Here is an 18,195-nt window from a genome sequence, read left to right as displayed (position 1 = left end):
ATAATATCCAACTTGGTCAAAAAGTTAGTGAGCGTGATGAAATTAAACATACCAACGTGGCTGACATTATTTCGCGTCATCCTAATACCATTTTTTGTATTGGCATTTTACCTTCCTGTCACTTGGGGGCCTTTCGCCTGCGCGCTGATTTTTGTTTTTGCCGCGGTGACGGATTGGTTTGACGGGTTTTTAGCACGACTTTGGAAGCAAACTACAAAGTTTGGGGCATTTTTAGACCCTGTCGCGGACAAAGTGATGGTGGCAACCGCACTCGTTTTAGTCACTGAGAGCTATGATGTCTGGTATGTAACATTACCTGCCGCGACGATGATTGCACGTGAAATTATTATTTCTTCATTGCGTGAATGGATGGCGGAGATTGGTAAACGTAGTAGTGTTGCTGTGTCTTGGATTGGTAAATTTAAAACAACGGCGCAAATGATGTCGCTCGTAGGGCTATTATGGCGACCGACACCGTTAATTGAAAACCTTTCTATTGCACTGATGTATGTCGCTGCTATCTTAACATTTTGGTCAATGTTCCAATATTTAAAGGCTGCGTGGGGTGATTTGAGCGAAGCGTGATCGAAATGATTGAAAAAACAGCGAACGATCCAATTATTTCAATAATTGTATTGACTCGATAGGTGAAATCAGTAGAATGCAACGCATCGAACGGCAACATGGTTTATGAAAATAAATAAGTAAATCAGCCAGTTTGATAGCATAAGCTGAAAGTTAAGCTTAACGCGGGAATAGCTCAGTTGGTAGAGCACGACCTTGCCAAGGTCGGGGTCGCGAGTTCGAGTCTCGTTTCCCGCTCCAAATTTCGCAAGAAATTCGGATAAGGCGCGTTAGCAAAGCGGTTATGCACCGGATTGCAAATCCGTGTAGCTCGGTTCGACTCCGGGACGCGCCTCCACAATTTAGCCCAGGTGGTGAAATCGGTAGACACAAGGGATTTAAAATCCCTCGGCCTTTAGGCTGTGCGGGTTCAAGTCCCGCCCTGGGCACCATCTTGAAGTAAGTGAGCTATTAGTGCACTTTATTTTAAGTAGTAAGGATCATTATACGAGCGTCTACTCCAGTATATTGATTAGTGGGTGAGTTAACTTATCCCTCTCGAAAGAGAAAATACAATTTGGCCCAGGTGGTGAAATCGGTAGACACAAGGGATTTAAAATCCCTCGGCCTTTAGGCTGTGCGGGTTCAAGTCCCGCCCTGGGCACCATCACTCTTAACATTGTTAAGTTTGACAATTAACCACCTTTAGGTGGTTTTTTTGTATCTACATTTTCCTTCATTATCATTCAACCGATTGATTCCTAACAAAGTGTTTTCTATGTAAATTAACGCGAAAATCGTGTAAAAATCGGTAAGTCAGACCGTTCTGCCAGTTATTTATGTCATTATTTAGTTTTTAAGAAAGAGACTGGCTATGTCACATATGAAAACAGAAGTTGTGGTTGTTCGTTTAACAAAGCATGAGCGTGCTTTATTAGATGCAGTAAAAACAAAACCCTTATTAGCAGATTGGCTAAAAGAAATTGCAATGGCCGAAGCGAAAGAGCAAGAAAAAAAAGAAAATTAAATTGTTAAGTAAAGCTCGTTATTCAGTGAGGTCATTTAACTTGATAAAAGCGATGTTGTTTTTTTGATTAATCATCCGTTTTTGATAGTATCCAATTAGATGACTTAATTGGGATGTGCTAAGTAATGATAAAAGGGATTTTAATTACCTTCTTTGCTCTTGTATTAGCGGGTTGTAGCGCAAATAAACAGGAAGCCCCCTACGGCTTTAAATGGGGGCAGACACCCGCTGATTTAAAGCGATTGAATTTAGCTGGGCTACAGTGTACTGAATTTCAAGAAAACGGGGCGCTGTGCTCAACACCAAATACGCCAACAGTCAAAGGGCGTATGTTTTTATTGATGTTTTCACGAGAAGAAAACACCTTGATGCTTATTTCCGCTCAAGGAAAAGATAGCCGTGATCAAGCAGTCATCTTGGCAGAATATGATGAAATTAATCAAAAAATGTATGAAAAATATGGGATTCCAAAGAAAACAATTGAGCGGTATAAACGCGACTCTTTTTTCTTAGATAAAATATCTGATGATGAAACTACACCATTTAAACGGGTATACGAGCAAGATGGGATGCAGATCATGGTGGGGATCGTCAGTAATTCACATTTCAAAAAAATTCATGACAAAAAAGATATTATTTACTCTGTCATGACTATTCATAATTTAATTCCGAATAAACCGCAAGAGATTATTACGAAAAACGAAGTTGAGTAAAAGTACTTGGCTTGATTAAAGATGCGTAATTTTTTCATTTTGTTATACCTAAACTTTAACTAAGAAAATTCCCGTAGATGGAATAAGCTAATGATGATGAACTCGGTACCATTATTTTTATGGCTATTGAGAAAATACATGAAAAAGACGCTGTTACTCGCACTACTGTTAACGATAATTCCATTATCGTCACAAGCTGGGTCTCATTATTCCAGTTGTGAAAAGAAAATCATAAAGTTGGAAAAACAACTACGCCATCTATCTCATTATGAAAATAGGCATAAAGTTGCCAAAATAAAGCAAAAAATTCATGAGATTGAAGATAAATGTTATGACAGCCGTTCAGGTGCAACACGTATTTATGATAGCTATCCACGTGGAAAAGCGAGTGAATTAGAGAGGGAATTGGAATCTTTAAGGCGTGTCATTGAAGCATTAAAGGACTTTAAATAGACAAAACTGGTCTGTTCACCATGTTTATTTTCCAGCAGTCTTAAGTAAATGGAGAATATCAGGTATATTAGACGCTGATTGTTAGCTACCAAGAAAGAATGACTATGATTATCAAACCTAAAATTCGTGGTTTTATCTGCACTACAGCTCATCCTGCTGGCTGTGAAGCCAATGTTCGTGAGCAAATCGCCTATGTTAAATCTCGTGGCGAATTAAAAAATGGACCTAAAAAGGTTCTGGTTATTGGTGCATCCACCGGTTACGGTCTAGCTTCTCGTATCAATGCTGCATTTGGCAGCGGTGCGGCAACTATCGGCGTATTTTTTGAAAAGCCAGGTAGTGAGGGCAAAACAGGTTCAGCCGGTTGGTATAACTCAGCTGGTTTTGACAAGGCTGCAAAAGAAGAAGGCTTATATGCAAAAAGCATTAACGGTGACGCCTTCTCTGATGAGTGCCGTCAAACAGTCATTGATTTAATTAAACAAGATTTAGGCCAAATCGATTTAGTGGTTTATTCACTAGCTTCTCCAGTGCGTAAAATGCCAGAAACTGGTGAACTCGTACGTTCAGCGTTGAAACCGATTGGCGAGCCATACAAGTCAGTTGCGTTAGATACTAACAAAGACGTATTGATTGAAGCGGTTGTTGAGCCTGCGAATGAACAAGAAATCGCTGATACTGTTAAAGTGATGGGCGGTCAGGACTGGGAACTGTGGATGAATGCGTTAGATGAAGCTGGTGTTTTGGCTGATAACGCACAATCAGTAGCTTATTCCTACATCGGTACTGATTTAACGTGGCCAATCTATTGGCACGGTACTTTAGGAAAAGCGAAAGAAGATTTAGACCGCGCGGCGCACGCAATTAACCAAAAGCTGCAAGCGAAGGGTGGTTCAGCTTACGTTGCTGTATTAAAATCAGTTGTTACGCAAGCGTCTTCTGCTATTCCTGTTATGCCATTATATATCTCTATCGTGTTTAAAATCATGAAAGAGCAAGGTATTCACGAAGGTTGCATCGAACAAATCCAACGTTTATTCGCAACTAAGTTGTTCAACGGTACTGCACCAGATACTGATGAAAAACACCGTCTGCGTTTAGATGATTGGGAATTACGCGATGATGTCCAAAATACGTGTCGCGAAATTTGGGAACAACTTAACGATAACAACATCAATGAGTTGACCGATTACCAAGGTTATAAAGCTGAATTCTTGCGTTTATTCGGTTTTGGCTTGAATGGCGTCGATTACGATGCAGATTTAAGTGGTGAAGTTAACTTTGAAGTGATTGAGCTGGTGTAATAAACCGCGTATCGTTCATTTAAGACACAAAACCCGCATATTAATGCGGGTTTTTTTATCGGTTAATCTAGAGATGTGGGTATTTTACTTTTAACATATAAAATAAATTGCTGGCTTTCATTTTCTGACGCAAAACTGCGGGCGGGGATAATCAGCGCGTAGACTCTATCTAAAAATAGGTACAATAGATCACCATCTGTTCGGATAAACTGCACTGCAGTCCACTTTATCAATGAAGAGCCTTGAGCGCTGGTTTCATGTATGCCTTCATCATCAAATCGATATTCGCGTTCAAGGAACAAAAAGCCATCATCATCAGGAATGGCTTTATTAAAGCTTTGTACCATTCGTAGGGTAAAGGTAACAAAGAGTAGTACAGCCAATAAAAAAGAAATAAAAATTATCGGCAATGTTGCTTGAAAATATTTAAATGCAGAGGCACAGGCGACAATAAAAACAAGTATAAAAAGTGTGAAGGGCAAGCTGCTGGTTTTCTTTTTCGAAAAATATTGGTTTTTAAAACAGTAACGACTGAACCTTATGTAATCACTGCGGTTAAGTGAAACCAAAATTGGATTTATCATAAATGGGTATCTTAAGTATTTTTATCAGAAAATGGGTGCTGTTGGGATAATAGCGGTAAGCGCATCAGCTGTAAATCTGCTAGAAAGAAATCGAGTTAATATTCAGATGAATACTCTTGAACGATATTTATTCTGTGGGAGCGTTCAATATTCATTTTGCGATCACCTGCTTTAATAGATTTAAAAAATACTGATTTTAGTCGTTAAGGTAATAGGGTAATTTAGCATTAGAATATTATTTTGTGATAAAGGGAGTTACGAATGTTAGTTGTTGAGATGCTAAGCACTGGTGATGAAGTGCTACATGGCCAAATCGTTGATACCAATGCTGCATGGTTAGCAGATTGTTTTTTCCTACAGGGTCTCCCTTTGAGTACAAGAACGACTGTGGGTGATAACCTTGATAGCTTAATAAATGTTTTTTTAGAACGAAGTCAGCATGCAGATATTCTTATTGTGAATGGGGGGCTTGGGCCAACTAGTGATGATTTGAGTGCATTAGCCGCAGCAAAAGCAGCAGGGGTGCCATTGGTTGAGCACACAGAGTGGATTGAAGTGATGGAACGCTACTTTATTAGCCGTGGACGAGTGATGCCTGAAACTAATCGAAAACAAGCATTACTCCCTGAAAATGCAGAGCTAATTGATAATCCAGTTGGTACGGCTTGTGGGTTTTCGATAAAGCTTAACAACTGTTTGCTATTCTTTACCCCTGGTGTGCCATCTGAGTTTAAAGTGATGGTGAACGACCAAATATTGCCTCGGTTACGGGCGAAATTTACCTTACCTGAACCTCCTATTTGCTTACGTTTAACCAGTTTTGGACGTAGTGAAAGCAGTTTGGCAAAGCAATTTGATCACATTGAGTTACCTGACGCTTGCGTTCTAGGTTATCGCTCTTCCATGCCAATCATTGAATTAAAATTGACAGGGCCTGCTTCTCAAAAAGCGCTTATGGAGCAACAATGGCACAGTATTAAGCAAGGCGTTGGAGATAACTTAATCTTTGAGGGTACTGAAGGCTTCGCTAAGAAAATCAGCAAACAATTGCAAGAAAGGCAATTAAAAGTTGCAGTGAGTGAACAGTTTAGTGCAGGGTTATTAAGTTGGACACTAAGCTCAGAGGGAGCTTTAAATAATATGAGCTATGTGGTTGAAAATGAACCAGAACAAACACTCTCAACATTAATAGACCGTGCAAAAAATATCGCTAAAGACCAATTAGCTCCTCTAGGATTAGCGATAGGGGAATTTGATGGCCAGTTTTTAAATTTCGCATTATCAACTCCTGAAAAATGTTATGCGCAAAGGGTTCATTATTTACCGAATAATCACTCAAAGAAAGAAAAGCAAGAAGTCAGTGTGATACTTATGTTAGATATGCTTTCTCGTTGGTTAAATAACCGAGAAGTTATCGGATACTATGAATGGTTGGTGCAGAGTGAGGTGCTAATTTTGGAACGTTAGATAAGAGCATCTATCTGAGCAATAAGTTTACAAATTAAGGGGATTTATGGAAAAAGCACTTTCTGGTGGGTGCCTTTGTGGTGATATTCGTTTTCTGGCAATATCTCCTCGTAATATTCATTCGTGTTCATGTGATATTTGCCAAAAACATACAGGCGCACAAACGGCTGTATGGTTAGAGTTCTCGGCTGAAAATGTTGAGTGGATTGGAAAGGGTGGGAAACCTGCAATCTACCGGTCATCTGATTATTCGAGCCGAGCATTTTGTACTAAGTGTGGTAGCTCACTGGGGGCTATTGATGATGAACCTACAGTTGCATTATTAACAGGGGTGATGGATGAGCCTGCTCAGTTAGCTCTGCAATTAGAATATCATTCATTTGTTGATTTAGCGCCAGCTTGGTGGTGCCACTTATTTAATTATGAACAGTAATGGAATTTGCTCTTAGACGTGTTAAGGTCGTAAGAATTCCTGCAAATAGTAATGGCTAGCTAATGGCTTTAGATAAAAACGGCTATATTTGTATTCTTGAAACATTGCCTTATCAATCCGAATTTCAGCAACTCATAACAGAGTCAGTCAATCGACTCCGTACTTTATTAAACAAGGATCTTCACAGTATTTATATTTATGGTAGTGTGGCGAAAGGGCAGGCGACACCATATAAATCTGATATTGATTTTTGTGTCATCATAAATCAACCTATCAGCCAAATGGAAGCATCTTATCTAGTGCAGCTGCAGGAGGCTTTGGCTTCAGACTACCAAGTGGTTAGTAAGGTCGATTTTGATATTGGTACTTATTCAGAGGTGACGGATAAGACTAATTTATATAGCTGGGGTTATTGGATAAAACACCACTGTCGCTGTCTGTACGGAGATGACCTGAGCAAAAAATTTATATCATTTTTGCCTTCAAGGAAAATTGTGGATGCGGTAAATGGTGATTTTATCGATGTATTAAATGGTTATATTCATAAGATTGATACTTGTAATGATCTAATGAAACGGAAATTCTTACAAAGGGCAGCGGCTAGGAAACTAATTCGTTCTACTGATCTTTTGCGTAAAGAAGAAGACAAAGACTGGCCTGACAGTCTTGAGGATTATGTGCAAAAAATAATTTTACGTTACCCTGCACAAAAAAAGCAGTTACAGTATTTTTTAGCTCAGGCTCTAGAACCTTTAGTGAATGATCGACAATTTACCGTTAACCTAAAGGCGCAGATGAATTGGCTATCTGAAGAAAGGCATAATATAAAGAAACGCTAAGTGGTTATTCTTCGTTAGGTTGTATTGCTTCAATAATATAGTTAAAGCTTGAGATCCCTTTTTTACAGGCTTTATTTTTTAAAAGTGAAGGTGTTTTATCAATAGTGCTTTTAAGTGTAGATAATTGACTTGTATATGTCTGTGCACCAATAATATCGGGGTTGTTGTTTAGGTACTCAACCGCAGTATCAACCTTTTGATAAAAATATTCGCAAGGGTTATCACTCATTTCTATCGCTTGTAATTCTTTTAAGGTATTGGGTATTAATTGTTCTGAATTTTGTTTAAGTAGCGCAACATACTCCCCAGATTTAACCTGCTCAACTAAGGTTAATGCTTTGTTTTTTATATTAAAAAACATGGTCATAGCAATAATTAGAGCCACGATCAAAATAATATTGATGGTAATGCTAATTCCGAGAAAATACTTTTTCATTGTATTCCTTGATTGAAAAATTGAGAGGGAAATAGGGTAATACTGTTGCACGTTTTTGTATTTAGGAATAACGAGAAAATAAAGGTAGCGCCAATTAATGAGCTACCTTTCTAATTAATATCAATGGTAAATTAACGGACAGTTAAGACAGAAATTTTTGAGTTTTGAATAACCATTGATGCGGTTGAGCCTAGGAAATAGGTCGACATTCCTGGTCTTCTTGAGCCTATTACGATCAAATCAGCTGAAATTTCTTCAGCAACACGTAAGATTTCATCTCTTGGAGTTCCCATTAACACTTGAGCACTGTGTTTATTAGCTGGAATATTAAATTCTTTGATAATCTCAGCAAGTTGCTTAGTCACATTTTCTTGTTCGCTATCGGCTTTTTCAGCAAAACCAAAACCCATCGTGGTATAAAAAGGAACAGTTGGAATAATGGCTAAAAAATGGATGTGTGCATTTTCGTATTCAGCCAAATATTGGATATGCGACATAACAAGGTGAGCTAAACTTTTCTCTGTAATATCAATAGGTACTAAGATTTTTTTATACATGTTTTTCTCCAGCTTTCATTTAATGAGTCCATGCTGTAATCGAATTTAGAATTATAAGTAGATACGAATTTATATTAGCCTTTTGCTAAATAAAGTGCGAAAAAGGCTATCGAGAGTCAACCAAAATTTCGCAAATTAATCATAGCTGATTAACAATATAAATACTTTGACGGCGGATTCATCTTAAGAAAGTTAAGGGAAATACTTCTGATATTTTTCATGCCGCTTGTGCTATTAAAACCGCCTTAGCTTTGCATTACGACAGTATTAATATATGATTCATAATAATTCATATACATTTCGTATTGTCGAGGGTGTTTTGGGGATCGTAAAAATTTCAGATGAACTGCATGATTATCTACGCCATGCAAGCCAAGTCATGTCACGCTCTATAAATTCGCAAGCCGAGTTTTGGATAAAAATAGGGATACAGGCGGAGTTAAATCCAGATAAGACATTTACAATGTTAATCAACGAGATGCTAGAAAAAGAGTTATCTGAGGCAAAAGGAAAAGTTCATGATTAATATTACAATTAAAACAGCAGAAGAAATTGAACTGATGCGTGAGTCAGGGAGGCTTTTGGCCAGCGTATTTAAAATGCTTGATTCAGTTATTGTGCCAGGTATTTCGACTATGGAAATCAACGATAAAGTTGAACGTTATATTGTTGATGAATTACAAGCACGCCCTGCAAGCAAAGGGCAATATGGCTATCAATATGTGCTTAATACTTCATTAAATGAAGTCGTTTGCCATGGTGTGCCAAAAGAAGACGAAATTTTAAAAGCCAAAGATATTATTAATGTAGATATCACATTGGAGAAAAATGGGTTTATTGCAGACTCAAGTAAAATGTACGTTATGCCAGATGCCTCGCCACTCGCACATAGGCTTGTCAAAGACACCTATGCGGCAATGTGGGAAGGGATCAAACAAGTCAAGCCAGGTGCAACGTTAGGTGATATTGGTTCTGCTATTCAACATTATGCAGAATCAAAAGGTTATAGTGTAGTTCGTGAGTACTGCGGGCATGGTATCGGGCGTGAAATGCATGAAGATCCGCAAGTATTGCATTACGGTGTTAAAGGAAAAGGGGTAGCGTTAAAAGAGGGAATGACTTTTACGATTGAACCCATGATTAACCAAGGTGGTATGAAAATTAAAACGAAAAAAGATGGTTGGACGGTAGTTACAAGAGATAAAAAACTATCTGCACAATCTGAGCATACCATTTTAGTGACGAAAGAAGGATATGAAGTATTAACTTTGCGTGATGAAGAAAAATAGTTTTTAAGTCTTATATAATGAGTTTGTTAGCCAAAAGGGTAGCAAACTCATTTTTGTTTGCAGTGAGTCTTGATTATTGTCTTAATGCAATCGCAATGCGATTAAATGCACTCATTAACCCAATGGCTATTGTTAAATCAGAAATCTGCACATCACTAAAATGTCGCTTTAGCTCATCAAATAAACTATCAGCAGTGTCACTTTCTGCAATATTAACTACCGCTTCAGTCCATGCTAATGCAACACGTTCAGGATCGCTAAAATGATGGCTTACTTGCCACCCTGCGAGAGTATCAATTTTTTTATTGCTTACGCCAGAATTACGTAAGGAGCTCGCATGCATATCAAGGCAAAACGCGCAGCCATTTATTTGTGAAATTCTCAAATAAACTAATTCTATTAGTTCTTTACCTAATCCACTTTTATTGAGGGCATTTTTACAATCAATTAGCCCTTTATAGGCTTCTGGTGATAATGTGTTATACGCTAATCTAAGTGCGCTCATGGTGTTTCCTCATATATTTAATAAGTAGATAAAATGCAAAGTACAGTGATTGTTATGACCTAATTTTAAGGTTATCTTGGCCTAGGTTAAAGGTACAAGAGTAGCTAATTTAACTAGGACAAGTTTTAGGTAAATGTCATTGAGAGAGCGTATGTTTTTAAAAATTGATACCAATATTAATACACCAATTTACTTGCAAATTTACCAGCGAGTTCATGAGGGAATTAAAAGTGGCCAACTAAAAGCTGAGCAGCGTTTACCTTCGGTAAGAGTATTAGCAAGTGAGCTAAATGTTGCTAGGGGTACGATAGAATTAGCGTATCAGTTATTAGTCAGCGAAGGGTTACTTGAAACTAAAGGGGCGAAAGGAACCTTTATCACCCAAACAATAAAAAGTTTCCCAGTAAATCGCTTTAAAGAACTAAAAAGCCTGCATCTTGAGCAAAAAGCTTCGAATCAGACGGCATTGACAAATAATTTTTCAAAACAAAATTCTAGTGGTTATGAAATTTCACCATTTCAATTAGGCATTCCAGCATTAGATGCATTCCCTCATAAATTATGGGCAAGAATTTCTGCAAGAATATTGCGTGATAGGCATTTTGATTTGCTAAGCTACCCTGATGCTCAAGGGCTAAATCAGCTAAGAGAAGGCCTAGCTCGTTATTTAATGATATCTCGAGGAATTAACTGCTCCCCAGAGCAAATATTTATTAGTTTTGGCCATCGTGCAAGTTTGCAATTAATTGCTCAAAGTTTATTTACAACAGGGGATATCGGTTGGTTTGAGGAACCTGGCTACCATATCGCTCGCGATTTTTTACAGCAAATAGGATTAAAGCTGATACCTGTATGTGTGGATGGACAAGGGATTAATGTTAAACAGGGTATTGAAGTAGCGCCAGAAGCTAAATTTGCACTCGTGACACCAACACACCAAAGTCCAACAAACGTCACATTAACTTTAGAACGTAGGTTAGCATTACTTGAATGGGCAAACCAGCAAGGTAGCTGGATAATTGAAGACGATTATGATGGTGAGTTTCACTATCAAGGCCGTCCTTTACCAGCATTGAAAAGTTTGGATAATCAAGACCGTGTTATTTATTGTGGGACGTTTAGCAAAGTACTATTCCCTGCATTACGCCTATCTTATATTGTTGTTCCTTCTAGTTGCCATGAGCACTTCCATTCCACAGCTGTAACCATGGGAAATCAATGCCCAAGCTGGCAGCAGGAGATTACTAACGTGTTTATTCAAGAAGGGTATTTTTCCCGTCATTTACGTAAAATGCGCCACCTCTATCGCCAAAGAAGATCTTTTTTAATAGAGGCGATAAAAATAAAGTTGAGTGATATTTTTGCAGTAGAATTACAAGCTGGTGGCATGCATATTATTGTTAAACTTATTAATGGGGCATCGGCAACTCAATTTTCCCAATTAGCCACACATCATGGATTAAAAATTGAAGCCTTAGATGATTGGTTGATAAATAAAAAAGAAAGTGCTTTTTTATTATTGGGTTTTACCAATATAAAAGATAAGCAAGAAGCTTTGATGTTATGCGATAAATTAAATGAAATTAGCCATAATTTGTTATCATGTGAAGGATTGAAATAAAGAAAATTCGATTTATTTTAACGGTATTTATTTGACTTAAGTTTTTAATTTGAGTGATTTTTATTGTTTAATTTAAAAAATAAATTTAATTTCAAGCTCTGCAATTAAATTTTACAATCATTTTAATTTTTTTATTCCATTTAAATCAATCTGTTATATTGTTTTTGTTTATTATGCAATTTTTGCATACGATTAAGTCCATTTGCATTTCTCTTTAAGTTAAAAAAATGTAACTATCAAAATCAGGCTCAAGAGTCGCATCCGATAAAAGGTTATAGCTCCAACTATAATTTTACATAAATAAAATAGGGGTACGAATGAATAGACATAAACTCATGAAACAAATTATGATAGCGATTGTGCTTGGTATTATATTAGGCTGGGCGTGTCATAATTATGCTGCATCAGTGGAAGAAGCAAAAGATATTGCATCTTATCTAAATATTATTACTGATGTATTTTTACGATTAATAAAGATGATTATTGCACCACTTGTTTTTGCTACAATTGTTTCTGGTATTGTTTCCATGGGAGGTTCATCTTCGGTTGGGAGTATTACTATTAAAGCCATGGTATGGTTTATTTCTGCTGCTGTTATTTCATTATTAATTGGTATGGTTTTTGTTAATGTTTTCCAACTCGGTGTGGGGCTAAATTTAACTGTTCCAGCCGTTGCTGTTGATAGTGGGTTAAATACCTCTGGCTTTACATTAAAAGCATTTATTACCCATATCTTCCCAAAAAGTTTTGCTGAAGCGATGGCAAACAACGAAATTTTACAAATATTAGTTTTCTCTATCTTTTTTGGTTCGGGACTTGCGTTTATCTGCAAAGATAAAAAAAGCCCAATTGTGACATTGATTGAAGATTTATCGCGCATCATGTTCCGCATTACGGACTATGTAATGAGCTTTGCACCAATTGCGGTATTTGCGGCAATTGCATCCGCGGTTACAGTTGAAGGCCTAGGTTTATTGTACGACTACGGAAAATTAATTGGCCTTTTCTATGTTGCATTAGCTGTATTATGGGGTGTTCTGTTCTTTGCAGGTTACGTATTCTTAGGTAAATCTGTATTTAGTTTAGGAAAATTAATTCGTGAGCCTGTTGCGTTGGCTTTTGCGACAGCAAGTAGTGAATCTGCTTATCCAAAAACAATGGAAGCACTGAACCAATACGGTGTTCCCAAAAAAGTCACCAGCTTTGTTTTGCCTCTGGGCTACTCTTTTAACCTAGATGGTTCGATGATGTACCAGTCATTTGCGGTGTTATTTATTGCCAATGCGTATGGTATTGATTTGAGTATTACTGAACAAATTCTCATTTTGTTAACATTAATGGTAACAAGTAAGGGAATGGCGGGAGTTGCTCGTGCGTCTATTGTGGTCGTTGCCGCAACACTACCAATGTTTAGCTTACCTGAAGCGGGAATACTGTTGTTACTGGCGATTGATCAATTCCTCGATATGGGAAGAACTGCAACGAATGTAGTTGGGAACAGTATTTCTACGGCAGTTATTTCCAAACTAGAAGAAAGAAAGGGTGGTTTAAAAGAAGATTTGGATGTGATACTTGATGAAAAAGCAACATCAACATCATAGGATTTAAGGCTACTTAGCAATTGAAACCCTTCTGAGTTGGTTAACTTTAGAAGGGTTTTTGTTTATTCAGATAAATAGCAGAATATTATTTACTTGTTTGGTTACGCATAAACTGCCAAAAACGTTCCGATGAAATATTGAGTCTTGCTTCTGTTCGGTAAATATACACCCCCATTGTGATGGAAAGCGTACTATCTAGGATAGCGAGTTCGTTTCTTTCAAGTTCATTTTTAATCGAATAATCGGGCAACCAACCCACACCACTTCCGTTTAGAACCATGCGTTTTAATACGTCACTCATCGATGAGACAAATGATAATTCAAAAGGTAAATCGGTAGATTTGTCCATTAGTTGGTTGACTTGTCGCCCCATGTAACTTTCATCGGTATATTTCATTAAAGGTAAGGTTGTACCATCTAATACAAAAATAGGTTTCTTATTTTTATCGCATAATGAAACTAGATGTAAACGACTTTCAAGAATTTTCGCATGCAGAAATGGTGAGGACATTAATTCTTCGTTATAGAAGGATAAAATAAAATCACTTTGTCCTTCTTTTAGTTTATGAACTGCTTCATCAACATTAATTGATTCTACAAAGAAAATTTTATCAATATTTTGTGAAAACTGGGATATAAAATCAGGAAGAAGAAAAACAGAAAGTGAATGTGCTGCCGAGATATTAATTTTCTGTTTGTCGTTATCGATACCTTTAATTCTATTTATTTGAAAATAGACATCATCAAGTAAGTTTCTAGCATAAACAATAAAACTTTTTCCTTGGTGGGTGAGCTGTAATGGATTAGTGTTTCTATCAAATATTTCAAAGCCAACGGAGGATTCGATGGATTGAATTCTGCGACTAAAAGATGATTGAGATATATTTCTTTTCTCTGCGGCTAGAGTAAAACTGCGGCATTCTTCTAGTACAACAATATCGTGCAACCATTTAATTTCTAGATTACTGATCATTGTATCCTCTTATGATTATAGTTATTTATTTCCTATGCAAATTTAGCATAACTTATAGAAACTCTGCAATTACGAAAGGTGAGCATTATGCGATTATATTATTAATTTGATGGGAGGGGTTATGAAAAAAATATTAGGTATGTTAGGGGGAATGGGACCAGGTGCAACAGCAGATGCATTTTCTAAATTAATCAATAATACTAAAGCATCTAAAGATCAGGAGCACATACCTGTCATTATTGTTTCTATTCCTGACATTCCAGATAGAACGGAAAATATTGTTTATGATGGGCCATCACCATTACCTGCGATGATAGATTCATTAAAAATACTTGAGGGTGCGGGGGTTTCTTGTATTGTTATGCCTTGTAATACAGCGCATTATTGGTATGACGAGTTAATAAAGGAAGTGAAAATTCCTTTTATTAGTATCATTGATGCAGCGTGTAAAAGTATTATTAATAATAAAATTAAAAAAGTGGCTTTATTGGCAACAACAGCAACAATACGTACGAAATTATATCAAGATAAACTCAGTTTTAATAATGTGGAGTGCATTGTTCCTGATGAGGTTAATCAATTTAAAATAATGCAAAGTATTATTTCTTACAAATCAGGTGATATTGGTAAAGCAAGGGAGCTAATTTTCCCTTATATTAATATGTTAAAATCCGATGGTGTTAATAAATTTGTGATGGGATGTACTGAGATACCATTAATTTTAGAAGAGCTAGTTGAAAAATCACCAGATGAATTTATTGATGCAACTGAGGCTTTAATCAAAGAAGCTATAGATTGGTATAATCTTAGAGATGAAGAGTTTGAACAGGAAGTGACAAGTGGGAATTACCATAAGTTAGTTTGATTTTTTATAGCCAGCATCAGGGCGTGTTTTAAATATAATTATTAGTTTAATATAAAAATAATAGGTCAGATGATTCTTAATGTTTAATGTATTTTTATTTATGAATTGAAAAATAAACTGAAACCAATGTATATAATTGACGATCTTTGGTTGTCAAATAACCTCTTTTTTAGGGTTATTTGAAAGTTTAGGAATTTTGTAACTTGTAGTTAGCGGGGGAGTAGCGACAATAGACGTTTTATTATAATTATTAGTTATTGTCAGATAGGGATCTACTCATGCAATTTAAATCGATGGTTAAATTGGTTATTGGTGCAACGGTGCTGCTTGTTCTTGGGCTTGTTGGTGTTAATTCATATACTATTGTTCAAGACGGGTCTGTAAAAGTTGGCACATTTTTAGGGAAGGTTGATCCTGTAGCATATGATGCAGGGCTGCACTTTCCTATTAACCCATTTACTAACTTCGATACATATTCAACAAAAGATATTCGTGTTTCATTAAAGGAACTTCGGGTTCCTTCACAGGATAAATTGAAATCAATTGTTGATATTACCGTTATGTTGCAATTTGATGGTGCAAAAGCACCCGTATTACGTATTAATGGTGGTACTGAAAGTGAGGCGTTGGATAAATATGTGCGCCAAAAACTGATCTCAACAATTTTAGAATTTGGTAAAGACGTAGCAAACGCCCAAGATCTTTATACCGCAGATACACAGAGGAAATTACAAGATTCCATTCGAGATGCAATTCAAGGTTATGCATCGCCATATGGTTACACGATTAAAGAAATTATGATCCAAGATATTACCTTGCCAGAGGTGGTTCAGGAACAAGTGGTTAATACTAAAATGCGCCAAGAGCAAATTAACCAAGCTAAAGCTGAAGCAGAAAAAGAACGTGAATTAGCGCAGAAGAAAGTTGTCATTGCAGAAGCTGAGCGTGAGTCTGCGGAGCAACAAGCAATTGCTAGAGAGCGTAATGCGCAGGCAAATGCATTTGCAATGCGCCAAGAGGCGGATGCAAAATTATATGCAGCGCAAAAAGAATCAGAGTCTAATGCAATATTGCAGCGCACAATTACCCGCGAAATGATCAATTGGAAACAGTTAGAGATTGAACAGATTAAAGCGCACAAATATAAAGGTGAAGTGCCTAATATTGTTGTTGGTGCTGATTACGACGGCAAAATGATTATGGATATGCGCAGTAGCCAATAATTTTGCCTGAATAATTTTTTAAACAAAGACCAGCTTTATGTAAAGTAGAGCTGGTTTTTTTATCGGTAAAATAAGCATTATTGGCGCGAAGAATGAGGAGCAAATGAAGTTTAATAGCCGCTATAATGATATTAAATGCAAAAATTCCGAGATGTAAAAGAGAAGGATGAGGCTAAGGTGATAGCAGTAAGCTCATGTTTATTAGGGTTTTGTGTAAGGTATGATGGTCAGCATCAACTCTATACCCCCTTAAAAGAACTCTATGATACAGGCAAAGTGATCAGCATCTGCCCTGAGATTTTTGGTGGACTTCCAACTCCCAGGGCACCTGCAGAAATAGTTGGTGGTAATGGGGAAGATGTCTTATTAGGGCGAGCTAAGGTTATGGATAATCAAGGCATTGATGTCACTGAGGCTTTTGTTCGAGGTGCCGAAATAGCACTCAAAAGAGTACAAGATTTACATGTCAGTATTGTTGTCCTTAAGGCTAATAGCCCATCTTGTGGAAGCCAACAGATTTATAGTGGTGAGTTCAATGGTTCACTAAAAACAGGCATGGGAGTTTGTGCTGCATTATTTAAACAAAATAACATTCAAATTTTGGATGAAAACTCGCCAAATTTAATTCCAGTGGTTAACACATTACTTGATAATGCAACGTAACAATAGCGTTAGGTAATTTATGATACAAATCCGTGCTGTTGATAAATTCAATTTTTGGGATGTTGGGGAATTAACCTCTAATACGGATGGCATTGCCACTGTTTTAGAGGAGTATGTGTGTTGCAATGCATTTTCAATCGCTGAATCTCATTTTTACCCTGAGTATAAACCGCATGCGCTTTATCACGGAGATGTATTGATAGGTTTTTTTATGTATAAAATATTAGAGGATAAACCCCAAGAAGCTTTTATTTGCCGCTTTATGTTAGATCATAAATTTATAGGACAAGGGTTGGGTAATCAATCTTTCTTTGCGATTATCAAGTACCTCAAAGGGAGTGGGGTAAATAAAATTTCTTTGGGCTTAGATGATGAAAATAATATTGCAAAAAAAGTTTATATGAATCATGGTTTTAAATTTACCAATAAAATTGTGGATGGTGAGCATATTTATGCTATAGAGTTTTAACGTGTCAATTTGATCCTTTATAAAATTGGTTATAGTCTTCTACTATGATAATTAAAGACAAAAATACTATGGGCAACATAATGAAAAAACAGTTTATGGTGATTAAGAGTCATATATCTGAATATCCCAATCCCATCCATTTTTCAGCGGGCGACCCGTTGGTGGTAGGCGAAAAATACGTAGGTGATGAAGGTTGGGACAATTGGTATTATTGCTCATTTAATGGTTTAAGTGGTTGGGTTCCGAAGCAATTAATTGAGTTGACTGGTGTAACTACTGGAATTGCTAAAGAAAACTACAGTGCTTTGGAACTGAACGTAGAAATATCGGAACAGGTTATTGGGTATCAAAAAACCAATGGTTGGATTTGGTGTGAAAAACTAGATACACAAGAGCAAGGTTGGCTCCCTGAATTAAATCTACAAGAAATCTAGAGAATAAGTTCTCTTTTATAAAGCTGGGACAAAATTTCTCTGGAAGTATCATGAGTGAATTAATAGCCCATTATTTGAATGAGTTTTAGGCTTTTTTACCCGTTGGTCGTCAACTAATTATTCCCAGCTCAATAAAAGGCGCACCTTTTCATCTAAAAAAGCAATATGATCATAT

At 36.8% G+C, this 18,195-nt stretch carries 22 protein-coding genes and 4 tRNA genes; 21 read left to right on the top strand and 5 right to left on the bottom strand.

The window, feature by feature from the left end:
* Positions 1–36 precede the first annotated feature (36 nt).
* From pgsA to fabV, 9 genes are all read left to right on the top strand, one after another.
* Positions 37–585: a CDP-diacylglycerol--glycerol-3-phosphate 3-phosphatidyltransferase gene (gene pgsA / locus J6836_RS09980; protein ID WP_219248936.1), complete on the top strand. Its 549-nt coding sequence runs from the start codon at positions 37–39 to the stop codon at positions 583–585.
* Positions 586–749: 164 nt separating this feature from the next.
* Positions 750–825 (top strand) — tRNA-Gly (locus J6836_RS09975).
* A 23-nt stretch (positions 826–848) separates the two neighbouring features.
* Positions 849–922 (top strand) — tRNA-Cys (locus J6836_RS09970).
* A 7-nt stretch (positions 923–929) separates the two neighbouring features.
* Positions 930–1,016 (top strand) — tRNA-Leu (locus J6836_RS09965).
* A 128-nt stretch (positions 1,017–1,144) separates the two neighbouring features.
* Positions 1,145–1,231, top strand: a tRNA-Leu gene (locus J6836_RS09960).
* Positions 1,232–1,438: 207 nt separating this feature from the next.
* Positions 1,439–1,591, top strand: coding sequence for an MbeCy (locus J6836_RS09955; protein WP_219248934.1), 153 nt, complete (start codon positions 1,439–1,441; stop codon positions 1,589–1,591).
* A gap of 125 nt (positions 1,592–1,716) precedes the next feature.
* Complete coding sequence (locus tag J6836_RS09950) at positions 1,717–2,304, top strand: hypothetical protein (protein WP_219248932.1); 588 nt, start codon at positions 1,717–1,719, stop codon at positions 2,302–2,304.
* Between the two features lie 138 nt (positions 2,305–2,442).
* A complete protein-coding gene (locus J6836_RS09945) occupies positions 2,443–2,757 on the top strand; it encodes a DUF1090 family protein (RefSeq protein WP_219248930.1) in 315 nt (104 codons plus the stop codon).
* A gap of 104 nt (positions 2,758–2,861) precedes the next feature.
* Positions 2,862–4,061, top strand: a complete 1,200-nt coding sequence (gene fabV / locus J6836_RS09940) for an enoyl-ACP reductase FabV (RefSeq protein ID WP_219248928.1) — start codon at positions 2,862–2,864, stop codon at positions 4,059–4,061.
* A 62-nt stretch (positions 4,062–4,123) separates the two neighbouring features.
* On the opposite strand, the gene J6836_RS09935 is transcribed toward fabV, so the two are convergent.
* The gene (locus J6836_RS09935) at positions 4,124–4,645 is read right to left on the bottom strand and encodes a YcxB family protein (protein WP_219248926.1); all 522 of its coding nucleotides are present in this window, start codon (positions 4,643–4,645) and stop codon (positions 4,124–4,126) included.
* A 261-nt stretch (positions 4,646–4,906) separates the two neighbouring features.
* Between J6836_RS09935 and J6836_RS09930 the strand changes: the two genes are divergently transcribed.
* The 3 genes from J6836_RS09930 to J6836_RS09920 all read left to right on the top strand — a co-directional run bounded on the left by J6836_RS09930 (position 4,907) and on the right by J6836_RS09920 (position 7,384).
* Positions 4,907–6,112 carry a nicotinamide mononucleotide deamidase-related protein YfaY gene (locus J6836_RS09930; RefSeq protein ID WP_219248924.1) on the top strand — a complete coding sequence of 402 codons (1,206 nt, stop codon included), beginning with the start codon at positions 4,907–4,909 and terminating at the stop codon, positions 6,110–6,112.
* Positions 6,113–6,158: 46 nt separating this feature from the next.
* The gene (locus J6836_RS09925) at positions 6,159–6,545 is read left to right on the top strand and encodes a GFA family protein (RefSeq protein ID WP_219248922.1); all 387 of its coding nucleotides are present in this window, start codon (positions 6,159–6,161) and stop codon (positions 6,543–6,545) included.
* A gap of 62 nt (positions 6,546–6,607) precedes the next feature.
* On the top strand, positions 6,608–7,384 hold the full coding sequence (locus J6836_RS09920; RefSeq protein WP_219248920.1) for a nucleotidyltransferase domain-containing protein: 777 nt from the start codon (positions 6,608–6,610) through the stop codon (positions 7,382–7,384).
* Between the two features lie 4 nt (positions 7,385–7,388).
* On the opposite strand, the gene J6836_RS09915 is transcribed toward J6836_RS09920, so the two are convergent.
* A complete protein-coding gene (locus J6836_RS09915) occupies positions 7,389–7,820 on the bottom strand; it encodes a hypothetical protein (RefSeq protein WP_219248918.1) in 432 nt (143 codons plus the stop codon).
* A 131-nt stretch (positions 7,821–7,951) separates the two neighbouring features.
* The gene (locus J6836_RS09910) at positions 7,952–8,377 is read right to left on the bottom strand and encodes a universal stress protein (RefSeq protein ID WP_219248917.1); all 426 of its coding nucleotides are present in this window, start codon (positions 8,375–8,377) and stop codon (positions 7,952–7,954) included.
* Between the two features lie 319 nt (positions 8,378–8,696).
* Here J6836_RS09910 and J6836_RS09905 point away from each other — a divergent pair, with 319 nt between their 5' ends.
* Both J6836_RS09905 and map read left to right on the top strand, forming a co-directional pair.
* Positions 8,697–8,903 (top strand): ParD-like family protein, encoded by a 207-nt coding sequence (locus tag J6836_RS09905; protein WP_219249478.1) that lies wholly within the window; start codon positions 8,697–8,699, stop codon positions 8,901–8,903.
* Positions 8,896–9,666: a type I methionyl aminopeptidase gene (map, locus tag J6836_RS09900; protein ID WP_219248915.1), complete on the top strand. Its 771-nt coding sequence runs from the start codon at positions 8,896–8,898 to the stop codon at positions 9,664–9,666. The genes J6836_RS09905 and map overlap by 8 nt, the downstream gene beginning before the upstream one ends.
* A gap of 73 nt (positions 9,667–9,739) precedes the next feature.
* Here the strand turns inward: map and J6836_RS09895 are convergent, their stop codons facing one another.
* A complete protein-coding gene (locus J6836_RS09895; RefSeq protein WP_219248913.1) occupies positions 9,740–10,171 on the bottom strand; it encodes a carboxymuconolactone decarboxylase family protein in 432 nt (143 codons plus the stop codon).
* Between the two features lie 151 nt (positions 10,172–10,322).
* Between J6836_RS09895 and pdxR the strand changes: the two genes are divergently transcribed.
* Both pdxR and J6836_RS09885 read left to right on the top strand, forming a co-directional pair.
* A complete protein-coding gene (gene pdxR / locus J6836_RS09890; protein ID WP_219248911.1) occupies positions 10,323–11,792 on the top strand; it encodes a MocR-like pyridoxine biosynthesis transcription factor PdxR in 1,470 nt (489 codons plus the stop codon).
* Positions 11,793–12,109: 317 nt separating this feature from the next.
* The gene (locus J6836_RS09885; protein WP_219248909.1) at positions 12,110–13,393 is read left to right on the top strand and encodes a dicarboxylate/amino acid:cation symporter; all 1,284 of its coding nucleotides are present in this window, start codon (positions 12,110–12,112) and stop codon (positions 13,391–13,393) included.
* Between the two features lie 85 nt (positions 13,394–13,478).
* Here the strand turns inward: J6836_RS09885 and J6836_RS09880 are convergent, their stop codons facing one another.
* A complete protein-coding gene (locus J6836_RS09880) occupies positions 13,479–14,366 on the bottom strand; it encodes a LysR substrate-binding domain-containing protein (protein ID WP_219248907.1) in 888 nt (295 codons plus the stop codon).
* A gap of 121 nt (positions 14,367–14,487) precedes the next feature.
* On the opposite strand from J6836_RS09880, the gene J6836_RS09875 reads away from it, so the two are divergent.
* From J6836_RS09875 to J6836_RS09855, 5 genes are all read left to right on the top strand, one after another.
* Positions 14,488–15,231 carry an aspartate/glutamate racemase family protein gene (locus J6836_RS09875; RefSeq protein ID WP_219248905.1) on the top strand — a complete coding sequence of 248 codons (744 nt, stop codon included), beginning with the start codon at positions 14,488–14,490 and terminating at the stop codon, positions 15,229–15,231.
* Between the two features lie 278 nt (positions 15,232–15,509).
* A complete protein-coding gene (locus J6836_RS09870) occupies positions 15,510–16,454 on the top strand; it encodes an SPFH domain-containing protein (RefSeq protein WP_219248903.1) in 945 nt (314 codons plus the stop codon).
* Positions 16,455–16,589: 135 nt separating this feature from the next.
* Positions 16,590–17,117 carry a DUF523 domain-containing protein gene (locus J6836_RS09865; protein ID WP_255586379.1) on the top strand — a complete coding sequence of 176 codons (528 nt, stop codon included), beginning with the start codon at positions 16,590–16,592 and terminating at the stop codon, positions 17,115–17,117.
* A 19-nt stretch (positions 17,118–17,136) separates the two neighbouring features.
* Positions 17,137–17,586, top strand: a complete 450-nt coding sequence (locus J6836_RS09860) for a GNAT family N-acetyltransferase (RefSeq protein WP_219248901.1) — start codon at positions 17,137–17,139, stop codon at positions 17,584–17,586.
* A gap of 80 nt (positions 17,587–17,666) precedes the next feature.
* Positions 17,667–18,020 (top strand): SH3 domain-containing protein, encoded by a 354-nt coding sequence (locus J6836_RS09855; RefSeq protein ID WP_255586378.1) that lies wholly within the window; start codon positions 17,667–17,669, stop codon positions 18,018–18,020.
* Positions 18,021–18,195: the final 175 nt, after the last annotated feature.

The organism is Providencia sp. R33 (genome assembly GCF_019343475.1).
GTDB lineage: Bacteria > Pseudomonadota > Gammaproteobacteria > Enterobacterales > Enterobacteriaceae > Providencia.
The sequence above is the reverse complement of the archived record's forward strand: the minus strand, read 5'-3'. Positions and strand labels throughout refer to the sequence as shown.